The following is an 11489-nucleotide window of genomic DNA, read 5'->3' as shown; positions in this document are numbered from 1 at the left end:
GTTGTGCTGGTGCATAGTCAGATGTATGGGACACCGCGGATGACGCTCCCTTTGGTGAGGTAGCCCTTCATAGCGAAGTCGGCGCACTTGTCGGCGTAGTACGTGGTGATTGGAAGCCGAGTTGACCGGCTCAGCGAACCGACGTGTGCTTCCGAGAGCCAGTAGGTCTGCTGCGCGAGCGTATCGAGGTCTGTCGATCCGTGTCGTTTCACGATCTGCAGCGGCCGCGGCGTGCCAGGGCTGCCTTCCTTCCCACCGGTGGTGGTCAGGTAGGAGTGGTCGCCGTTGTGGACGTGGAAGGCGACGCCTTTGTCCGCGATCTCGAACCGTGCTTTCGATTCGTTGTACGCGGCGATGCGGGGATTCCCGGATTTCCGAATCTCGACGAGGTCGAACCGTTGAATGAGATCCCGGGCTTTGTCAAGACGGTCGATGAGGTTCTCGACATCGAGGTAGAACTTCCCGTCACGATGGATGACTATGTGCCGCGGTGGCCGGCCTTCTTCTTCCGCGAAGATTTCCAGGACGTGCTTGATGACGTTCGCTACGTCGTCCTCGTCGAACGTCTCACCCGCCTGCTTCGTGACGGCCTCGGACGCGAGAATCGTTCCATCAGCCATAATGACGTTTGCCGCCGCGCCGAGATGTTGCTGAGTCGCGTGGTCGTACGTCACGTCAAGCCCGACGAACGCATCAACGCCTCCAGGAATGTCGTCGATACGCCACGGTACCCCGCCCGCTTTCCCGATAAGGGACGAGCAGATGTTCCCGCGGTAGTTGCCGTTACCGAGATTGTCGACGGAGATCATCTGACTCGGCACGCCGAGCTGCCCGAGCCGCCGCTTGAATTCGGGGTACGGGTCGTCGTAGTCCGCTGCCGCAGCTTCGTCTGCATCCGGCACGACGATCAGCGCTGCATCGTAGTCACTTGCGTTCTGGGCGTGCTGGGAGTAGTGGAACTCCGAGCCGAGTTCGTAGGTTTCCTGATCGAACGCCGTCGGACCCGCATCGTAGTCTGCGAGCTTGTTCAGCAGCGAGAGCACGTACGGCCGTGCATCGTCCTCCTCGTCTTCGGGATACAGCGCGATGATGTCGAACGACTCTGGTGCCTTGTACACGCCATACTCGTTCCGTTCCAGCCCGCCAGCTCCGTAGTATCCCGTCTTGCCATCGCCGAACCGCAGGTTCGGGATATTCGGCGTTTTCTGTTCCCGGTATCCATCGTTCGTTGGCTGGGGGACCGGATCGAAGCCGAAGCACGGTGTCGGACCGAGCAGATCGACGAATGACGTGACGACGTTGAACCGTTCCTCGGGCTTCATCCGGCTCTCATTGTGGATGACATTCAAGAACGTCTCATCGACGCGACCCAGCTGGTCGAAGGTTGGGATGACCTTGCAATATTCCAAGAGCTGCGGGAAGATCGAATCCTCGTCGCTCCCATACTGCAGGTCGGCGATGATCGGGTCACCGGCCCGCATCGAGTCGATAACATCCTGATCGACGTGCTTCTCGTGGTACTCCGACATCGGGACGCCCGGCCCGTCGAGCACATCATCGTAGTCCATATCGATGATCTCCTTGACCGTCGCCGTGCGCGCACTATCGTACAGGTCCGTGTCGTGCTCGACGGTCACTCCGGTGATGTCGTGTCCACGCTCTACCCACTCGGCGGCCGAAAACGTCGATTCCAGGTGATACGCGACGTTCACGCCGCAAATCACGGTCCCGTCAGCATCGACGCGAATCCGGCACTTGTACTTCCGATAGGCTTCGAACAACCCGCTGTTCGCCGTTCGCTGGGGGGTAGGTTCGATGATCGAATCGATACCCGACACCTCGAAGCGACCAGCAACGGCTCGTTTCACGTCCTGTTTGACAAACTTCTGGAGCGGACCGTCGTCCGTATACGAGCGCGCTTCCAGTGTCGTCTCGCCCTGGTGTACCGGCTTGACTGTGTACCCGTGAATCGAGATCGTATCCCGGAGTTTCTTGGTCGCGTAGATACGCCGCCGTGACGCATCGGCCGTTGTCACAGGGCTGCCGATCTGTGACTGGTAGTAGTTCGCCGCTTTCGCCGTGAACCCCTCAATACCGTTCGTGAAATCATCAGGGTCGATTCCGCCACTCCCGGTCGCCCGGAGTTCGTACTCATAGACAGATAGCTCCGGCAACTCCCCGAGTTCGAACTGCAGCAAGTAGTTCCCGTCCGAGAGCGGCTGTTGATGCAGCACCTCGCCGCCGCCATCAGCCGTCGGCCGCGGACGATCATCGACCTCACTTCCACGAACGAACCCTTCCCTACCGGACGCATTCGATGTCGTCGCGGCATCGTCACTCGAATCTCTCTCCCCTGACTGCCCGACCGACTCTTCTGAGGTTTCACTTCCGGCTGGCGGATCGTCTAACAGCGTGACGGTAAGATCATATCCGGGGTTGAGTTGCATCTCGTCCCTGAACTCGTTCCCGACGACGTTTTCTAGGAGATACCACTCCCCGATCTGCCACTCGAAGTCCGCGACCTCGTTGTTGTGGAACACTGTCAGATCTACTGCCGCGCCGTTGGTGTCCTCCAGCTGGATTTTCCGAGCGATGGTATCGTGGTCCCACTCGTCAATCCCTGTGACGCGCAGCGCGATGTCGATCTCTTCCCCATCCTCGATATCGGCCTTAACTGCCATCTACGCCGACCAACGGACGCCCAGAATAAATAGGTTTCTACTAGACGAATTCTAAACACGGTAACTCAGCTTTAGCATCAAACTGTTACAGGAACCAGATACAGCCAGCTCAATAAGCTGCTTCTGATGCAGTATCGAGCGACATCGAGAGTCGAAAATCTGCTATACTGGGTCTAGTAGATAGCAATACTACAGTAGAATCCAAATAGACACATCGGGATGCGTGAATATTTGTACTAGCCCATAATAATCGTCTCTATGCTCGGGACAGGCAGCGCAGAAGAGTTCATCGGCGACGCCGAACACCACAACCAGTGGTGGAGTGACGAGACTTCTCCAGAACTATCGCAAGCCATAGACCTCACCCCGCGATCTGATTTCCACCGCGTTCTCAAAACGACGAACACCCACTACACTGACAGCGTCGAAAACCTCGTCTACGCAATTCACGGCCAGACTGGCATTGGCAAAACCACCCTTCTCCACCAACTCATCGCAGCGCTCCTCAGCACGACCGACTTCCCGCACCAAAACACAGAACTTGAACTTGTCTCCGCAATCGAGCCACGGCAAATCCTCTACATCCCCTTAGAGGACTCCTTATACCAGCTCGAACGCGCGGGCGACGACATCAACCGCCTCAACCAGGTCATCGACTACTTCCAGACGCACGTCGCACCCCGTCAGGGACACACGTTCATCCTCCTCGACGATGTCCAGGCCCTTGATCTCGATGAGGATCGGAAAGCGGAGCTACTTGACATCGTTGACGAGAACACGTACGTCTTCCTGACCGGCATCGTCAAATCTCAAGTCGATCTCTCCACGACTGAATCCGCCGACAGCGTCGAGGAATTCGAACTGTGGCCGATCCTCCCGATGAAATTCATCGACACCGTTCAAATCGGCGCAGGCCTCGGCATCGATTTCGATGACGAATTCAGAACCCGCCTCGAACAATACCAATCATCAGACTTAGACGGTCCATCGCCAATCAGGACGATTCGTAGTGGCCTGTCTGGGGCGACTTCCGAAACCACTCTCGATACTGCTGTTGAGACACTCTCGGAACTCTGCTTCAACATTTTCGATGCGGACGACAGAAACAACCTCCACGATGCCGCGCGCGCATACCTACGAACAGGCGGGACCCTCCACCAAACAGACGACCCATCTATCCGAAACGAACTCTCCAAATCCCATTTCCTCCTCTTCCTCTACAAAGAACTCGCCAAATACTACTCCATCCAGCAACCCGAAAACCTCCACCGACTCAGTTCCATCGCAGCCACCAACGCCGGTGAAGAACTCCAGTACACAGCCCTCAGCGACCAGATCGGCGTCGACAGGCGAACCGTCGATAGCTACCTCGATGTGCTCGACGAAGGCATCGCTGTCACCGAATCTCACGACTACTCTCTGCGACGCTACCGCCGCACCCGTTTGTACCTCCGCAATCCACGGCACCTCGTTCTCCTCTCCCAACGTCAGGAACACCACGGCTTCGAAGGCTACGAACAGCAAGACACGCTCAACCACGAATTCGAATACAAACTAGCCCGCACCGTTGCCTTCGACCACGCCAAACGCCTCGCGTTCACCGTCGGCGCAAACGATGTCGAATACACGGAAACCAAATCCGGCCTCGTCGACTACATCCTTCACCGCAACGGCCACGTTCTCCCCTTTATTTTCTCCTACCACCCGCACACTGGCAACGCCGAAACAATCGCCGAAGAATTCACCCCAGAATCCGGCCAGCACACTAAATCCGACAGTGAAGAGCTACAAGAGTTAGACTACCAGGCACCATACCGGTTCATCATCACCGACAGTCTACCAAAGGAAGTCAGAGAGGACGAATCATTGATTGTTGAGAACGGCGATACCAATATTTGTTATCTGCCCTATTGGTTGTTCTGCCTCATCTGTTGATTTCGGGGGGCTCTCCTACGACTCCAGAAATGTACCCGCTGAGTATTATATGGGATATGACGGGGGGCAAACACTTATTCCAGATGGGTGATACAGTGTGACGGTAATAGATGTCACAGGTTCGGACAACAGACGAATTACTGACTGAGATCCGAGGGGAATGCCTGGGGGCATACCGAAGTCAACCAGGCCGAATTGACGGGGATATCGGGAACGAGTCTGAGAATCAAAGTAACTATCACGGCCGGTTTATCTACGAATTAGTTCAGAACGCTGATGATGTCTTAGACGACCGGGAAAAACAGCGGGCTAGGTTTGAGTTGCACGATGATCGACTGTATATGGCTCATACAGGCGCACCGTTTACTGAGGAGAACGTTAGAGCACTGTGTATCCTCGGAAAGAGCTCAAAGAGCGATGAACACGCAACTATCGGACAGAAAGGGCGTGGTTTCACCTCTGTCTTGGAAATCACGAATTCCCCAGCAGCGTACTCCACAACGTATGACTTCCAGTTTGATAGGCAAACGGCGTACGAGATAATACGCTCTGAGTTGGATTTAGAACGCTCATTAAATCCGAGTGACGTGCCGGTATTAACAATACCTTTTCTCCCTGATAAACGCCCTCCGCGTGTACAGGAACTCTTAGCTGATGATTCACCGTTCACAACGGTGTTCGAATTTGAACTACGGGATGGGCGCTACGAGACAATCAAACAGCGTCTTGCTGATCTTAATCCCCAGATTATGCTCTTCCTTCGGAATTTGGAGCAGTTGGAGATCGTGATCGATGGAGATGAGCTAGTTTGGGAATTGAACCGATCCTCAATCGATGCGGATTTGAACGAGAACGTCACAAGTTCAAAAATAGACATTAGCTGTGATGGAATCCGTGCAGAGTGGGGTCCCGATGCGGAACAGCACCGCTACGTCAAATTTCGCAAGGTAGACATCCCCGTCACGCATCGGGAAGGACTCGAAGGACCTCATTGGGAGTCCGTTGAATTCACAGAAATCGGTGTAGCTCTTCGGTATGAAGAACGGGAAGACAAAGTACATCTCCAACCGTTCGACACAGCTCCAAATATCCACTTGTTTCTGCCCACAGAAGAACCAAGCCCGTTCCCGTTGTTAATCAATGGAGCATTCAAGCCGGATAGTTCACGAACCGGGATTCCTGTCGTAGATGAGCAAGATGGATACAACGCGTTTCTGCTGGACGAGCTCGCGGAATTAATCGCGTCAGATGTACTTAAGTACGCAACCGGCACTGGGACAACAGTTGATGAGTTCCTTTCGTGCATTCGGTATCATAACGACGCGCTTTCCCGTGATGCGCCGGCGTATCTCGCCTCAGCACTTGCAGATGAGTTTTGGGAGACTCGCTTTCTCCCAGTTGTTGACGACGATCTAGCGTGTAGGGTGTCGGAGGACAGGTATTCGCCTTCAGAACTGATTCTACCGTACTCACACGAAGACGCTCGCTGGATCGGGTCTGAGATCGCATCCCTCTATGGCAGTGGGGAAGTCCCAAACGAAATTGATCCGCAAACAAGGCGCTTCCCAGCAGTAGATCTCCTTGAAGACGCCAGCATTCACACGCTGCAATCACTCGGGGTTGAAAGTCTGAACGCAGACGAAGTCCCGTTGCTACTTGCTGCAGCACCTGCTATGCGGACTACGATTCGATCGTTTGACGATGTCGGGCTTCGCCGCAAAGTTGATCCCGTGTTGCACGTTCTCATCGGCGTTGAGTCCGTCGCCAGTGATACCGAAGTTAGGGATCAGTTCCTTGACGCCTGTACAGAGGAACCTGTATTTCCGGTTTCGGTAACTGACGATGGTCAAATCAACCGCGTCTCAACCAGCTCCATTAACTTACTCTTCCCGCCAGAAAACTTCCAGCTTCAGGTTGAGCTGACCGGAGTTCAGTTCCTCGCCCCACAAATCTATCGTCCAGAGGGATGGACTCGTCCTCGTGGTGAACACGGAGACACGGATGACTTCCAGTCGGAACTGGCCTCAATCTGGAGTATCGAAGCGTTCGATTTCCAGTCCTTCGCACAGGCGGTCATTCTTCCACGACTCCCCCGGAGCAGAATACCGATCGGTGATATCTCTGACCTGAAATCAATCTCGCAACTTCGTGTGCTACGGGAACTTGCCGGGGAGACAGTGAAACCCTCTAATCCGCTCGTCCACGAACCTCGGAAGGAAGAGGAGCTCTACCGACTCTGTATGCTCCCAGTCCCGACCAAGGATCACGGGTGGGAGCCGGCTTACAAAGTTTACTTCGGCGAGGACTGGTTTGATGAATCGTTCCCAGATTGGGCATCGCCACTTTCTGTTCTCGATGCAGCGCGCGATGTAGACCCACCAGTCCTAGCCGCACCCGAGGTACTCCTCACAGACTCGGAACTCGATGCTGAGGACGAAGCGACAGGGACGGACGAGGAAACGACTGTTCGTGACACGTGGTTCGCTTTCTTCCAGTGGCTTGGGGTTACACCCCACCTACGACTTACGCCGCTATTCAATCCCGAAGAAGAACGTGAATACGGGGCGACAGCCGACCTTGGCCGTCCTTCAGAAAAACATCCAACGTTAGGTGCACTCCATCAGTCAACGTGGGATCGATTCCGGGAGCAACTGCAAAATGCCGTCGACGACAGCACAGCTAGTGACCGGAACAACCTATCAATTTACCGTGCTAACCGATTAGAGTTCTGGCCGACAATCCGCGATGCTGCCGAGGCCGACGAAACCGTTGCTATTCGTTTGTTCTGTCATCTCGCATACTGGTGGGAAATGCGGTACAGTGAGGCGACAACTGTCGGTGTCGGCGGACATTCTGTGAGTGCTAATCAGGTCGCCAGTCGAAACAAGGGAGTCCCCAATTCAACCGAACGGTACCCCCTCGGACGGAACCTCTGGTTATGGGAACTCAGAGAAACCGATTGGTGCCCCTCAATTCACGGGCAGTACAAGCCAACGCGAGTCTGGCAGCGAACTGATTCACTAATCGAACAGTTCACGATTGACCAGCAGGGAACAGTCCTCCTCCCCGTCCTCCACAACGATATCGAAACACGCATTGGTAGTCCCCCGGATGCGTTGTGCCAGTCACTCGGCATCCGAGCCACGATCGCCAGTAGTGATTTCCAACCTGCAGATGCAGAACTCGTCTGTCAGCTACTGGCGAAGCGAGCAGATATGATGACTGATTCAGAAATCGATGACGCGCTGCCTACAATGCGGACCGCGTATCGAGAACTGGCAATGGTGATGCCGTCACGGCAGAAGCGTGATCCCCCGGAAGCCTGGCAGGAGAGTGCGAGTGACCTCGCGTCGACATCTGTCGTCTGTGAAGTATCCGATGGTGAGTACGAACTTCGTGCCGCTGAGAATGCGTTCTACGTCACTTCTCGTGGTGAGCGCCAACAAATACCGCTTTCCGACCCACCTGTATTCATTCTTCAGGAAAATGAGGCGGGAGCGTATGGTCGATACTTCGGTATGCAGCCATTACTGGACGCTGTCGAGACGGAACTCCCAGATCCCGATTCCAGTCGCCGCGACGAACTGACGGCGAACGTTCAGACCTTCCTTACAGAACGCACAGACGCGATTCGGTGTCTACTCTCGCGTGACCGACCGTCACAACGAGCGGAGGACGCCGATACGCTTGACCGCTTCATCGACGAGGTCACAGTTGTAGATGCGTTGAACGTTGTGTATCGACTGGGGGAGTACAGTGAGCGAGCAGAGCCCCCGTGGTTCATTCAATCACCCGAACGCGTCGGTGCACGACGTACTCCCTATATCCGCGCCTCCGGTGACGATGTTCGGGGTATGATGGACACTGTTGCCAAGGCCCTTTGTGAGTTTCTAGACTATCCAAACATCGGCGATGTCGTTCTCGTTCTCCAGACGGACTCAGAGCTGGAACGGGAGCGACGACTTGACCTGCTAGACGCACCCCGTGACTTGCTTGATGAATCCGCAATCGGGATCCGCGGCAATTCGATTGGTTTGGGAAGCGTCAGTGATGATGACGCCAGTGACTCCTCAGGACAATTTGAACCTTCCCTGCCTGGAGAGGATGCCTCGCCAGGGGGCGCGCAGGACGAGAGTGATGATACGACCCGTGCTCGGGGTACAGATACTGATCCTGCTGAACAGCTGTGGGATCCGGACGAGTTGACGATCACCCTCGAAGACGGGACCGAAATCGAGGGGGCAGGCGTTGACGGCGGAATAGTCACGAACGGGGAAGGGTCCAGAAACAGCGGGTCAAACGGTGGTTCTCAAACAAATACGTCATCTTCTCCGGGGTTAGGTGGAATTCGAGAGGCGATTAATCAAGTTGGCAGGGAAATTGCGTATAGTTTCGAATGTTCACGGCTACAAGCCGAAACCGGTGTGGACGACCCGGAAAAGTACGTGTTTCACGTTGATGATCGCTCCCATATGGTACGAGCACGGAGAGGTATCAAATCGAAACCTGTTCTCGACTGGCTCACCCGCGACATCGGTCTCGACTTCACATATCCCGGATTCGATATCCTCACTGTTCATCCCGATAGCAACGACACCAATCCCAAAATTGACCGTCTTATCGAGGTCAAATCTCAAAAGGGAGATGGAGACGTTTCAATTTCCTTGAACGAGTGGAATACCGCAACACACGACGAACTACAGGAGAATTACTATCTGTACGTTGTTGCAGATCTCGGACAAGGCTCCTCCGGCTACCCGTTCATTCGAACCATTCAAAATCCGTCGAAAATCCTTCGAGCTAAACCGGAGGAACAAACGTCGATCTCCCTAACGGTGAACACAAAGCGCTTCTCGAAGGGAGGCACAGTCAAAGAAATCCCTTTGAGTCAGACTGAGTAGCTCATCGAGGAGACAGTCAGAGCGCAGTTTAATGATAGCTGAGAAAGAGTACCGGTTATAATGGCAGCTACACTCACCGAACCCACCGTTCTCGCTGCCGCAAAAGAAACCCTCTATCCCGATCTCAACACGAGCCCAGACCATTACGCTGTCACGGAAACACAGTTCACGAAACCATCGTGGGGCGGGTGGAAGATACCCGATGAGTTGCATCGTCGCCTCGCACCGTACAATACGATTCGACTCACGGACGGGGAACCTGATCTTCTCGGCGTCGGGATGCCTGCTCTCGAAGTCCTGAACGCCGATGCCGCAACAACGCCGGTCACGGTAATCGAAGCGAAAGGCCACAACAGCGACCCGAGTGCTGCCGACGTTCGGCGCGGAATCAACCAGGCACACGGCCATTTGTCCGAAGTCAACATCGGGTACGTTGCCGCTCCAATCCAAAGCATCACCGACCAGGCACGTGCACTGGCCCGAGACCTCAACATCGGCGTCATCGGTGTCGAGAACTCATACGATGCCACGCTCATCGAACCTGCTCGCGTCACCGGTGTCGGGGACTTCTCTACTACGATTAATGCAATCCGGTTCCAAGCTACTACGCATCAACTCACTGAGGGCAGTTTCCCAGTCAATCACCCGAAGAATTATCTAGGCTATGTCCTCGCATTCTCTGCCGACGGTGATACGCAAGACCTCTATTCTGAGCACGTCATCAACGGCGTCTCAGAGGCCCGCCGAGGCGCAATCTTGCTCGGCTTGGTCGATACTCAGCCTAACGGGGTGACACTGACTCAGCTTGGAGCGGAAGTTGTCCGTTTCGCACGCGATCAACACGGCAGCCTCTCGGCAGCACTCACCCGGTTCGACACTTGGTGGGGAAAATCAACTCGATTCACAGACCTCGCTCCCCGCTGGGCGCAACTGGCCCGCTCAATTGCTATCCAGTATGATCCAACGCAACTCATCATCGAAGCACTCGAACGCCTTCATCACCGCGGCATCAAACCCGCGACTATCGACGATCTCGTCCGTGAAGCCTGTCGTATCAACCAACCACTCTCCGTCGAGGTGTTCTTCACGCAATCCAGGCGCGAGAACGTGCTCACCGCCGACGGTGACATCGACGAATCAGTGCTTACCGATCCGACCGTGTACAAGTCTGGTATTCACTTTCAGTTCAAGTACCACCTCTACCACATCGGACTGCTCACGGAAGGCGGGACCGACGACAAGGACGAGGTCTTATCGAACGAGTGGGCGCTACATCAAGCGGTTGGGCGCTGACTGGCTCACTCTTCACCTGACTTACTCACCTCGGTGATGAGATTCCCGAACCGGCGGAGCAAGACTTCTGCATTTTCCATAGTTGTGGTCGGCTGGTACTGCCCCTCTTCGTACTCTGCCAGTTGGATGCTCGGGTGCGCTAATAGATTGAGTGACTGTTCAATGACGTGCTGCTCTGGAACATGCTCCTCATTGTACATACCTTTCAAAATCAAGCGGAGCCGGTCAGCAGTTCCTTCTTCCGGATCGGCTCGTTGCAGCGCTTCCATTACCGCTAGCAAGTCCTCAGTACCGCCAAGACGGGTCCGGAGTTCATCATCGATCTGATCAAGCCGGTCATCTTGGAACGCACCCGGTTCGGTGAGATACGTCGAGAGTGTTTCAGGCGGAATCCCATAGGCATCACGCCGTTCTAAGAGCGCCTGGAGATGATCCGTCGCAAGGAGAACGATGCCCTGTCGGTCCGCATCTTCAATTGCTGCCGGAGTGAAGCCAGGTGCAACAACAATCGCTTGGTCGGCTGAGTGTCGTTCCTTATGCCCCTGAATTCGTGTTGCATCCGGCGAGGCTAACCTCCCACTGCTCCGCGCCTTCACCTCGATGACCGCGTGAATTGGAGCCGTGATTTCAACGTCCGTATCATCTCCGCCTTCAATCCATCGCGCTTCAAACCCCAACT

General features: G+C 55.0%; 5 protein-coding genes. 3 read left to right on the top strand and 2 right to left on the bottom strand.

Features of this window, described 5'->3' with window-relative positions; translation table 11 throughout:
• Nucleotides 1-17: 17 nt before the first annotated feature.
• Nucleotides 18-2681 (bottom strand): Piwi domain-containing protein, encoded by a 2664-nt coding sequence (locus tag ABEI27_RS07390; protein WP_375798768.1) that lies wholly within the window; start codon nucleotides 2679-2681, stop codon nucleotides 18-20.
• 258 nt (nucleotides 2682-2939) lie between these two features.
• Here ABEI27_RS07390 and ABEI27_RS07385 point away from each other — a divergent pair, with 258 nt between their 5' ends.
• The 3 genes from ABEI27_RS07385 (at nucleotide 2940) to ABEI27_RS07375 (ending at nucleotide 10810) form a co-directional block, all read left to right on the top strand.
• A complete protein-coding gene (locus ABEI27_RS07385) occupies nucleotides 2940-4616 on the top strand; it encodes an AAA family ATPase (protein ID WP_375798767.1) in 1677 nt (558 codons plus the stop codon).
• A 110-nt stretch (nucleotides 4617-4726) separates the two neighbouring features.
• A complete protein-coding gene (locus ABEI27_RS07380; RefSeq protein WP_375798766.1) occupies nucleotides 4727-9517 on the top strand; it encodes a DUF3883 domain-containing protein in 4791 nt (1596 codons plus the stop codon).
• A gap of 279 nt (nucleotides 9518-9796) precedes the next feature.
• Entirely contained in the window at nucleotides 9797-10810 is a 1014-nt protein-coding gene (locus ABEI27_RS07375) for a hypothetical protein (protein WP_375798765.1), read from the top strand.
• Nucleotides 10811-10815: 5 nt separating this feature from the next.
• On the opposite strand, the gene ABEI27_RS07370 is transcribed toward ABEI27_RS07375, so the two are convergent.
• The coding region (locus tag ABEI27_RS07370; RefSeq protein ID WP_375798764.1) for a restriction endonuclease at nucleotides 10816-11489 on the bottom strand (674 nt) is incomplete at its 5' end.

It is taken from the genome of Halobellus sp. (assembly GCF_042218505.1).
In the GTDB taxonomy this organism is placed as follows: Archaea; Halobacteriota; Halobacteria; order Halobacteriales; family Haloferacaceae; genus Haloquadratum.
This window is presented reverse-complemented; position numbering and strand designations above follow the sequence as displayed.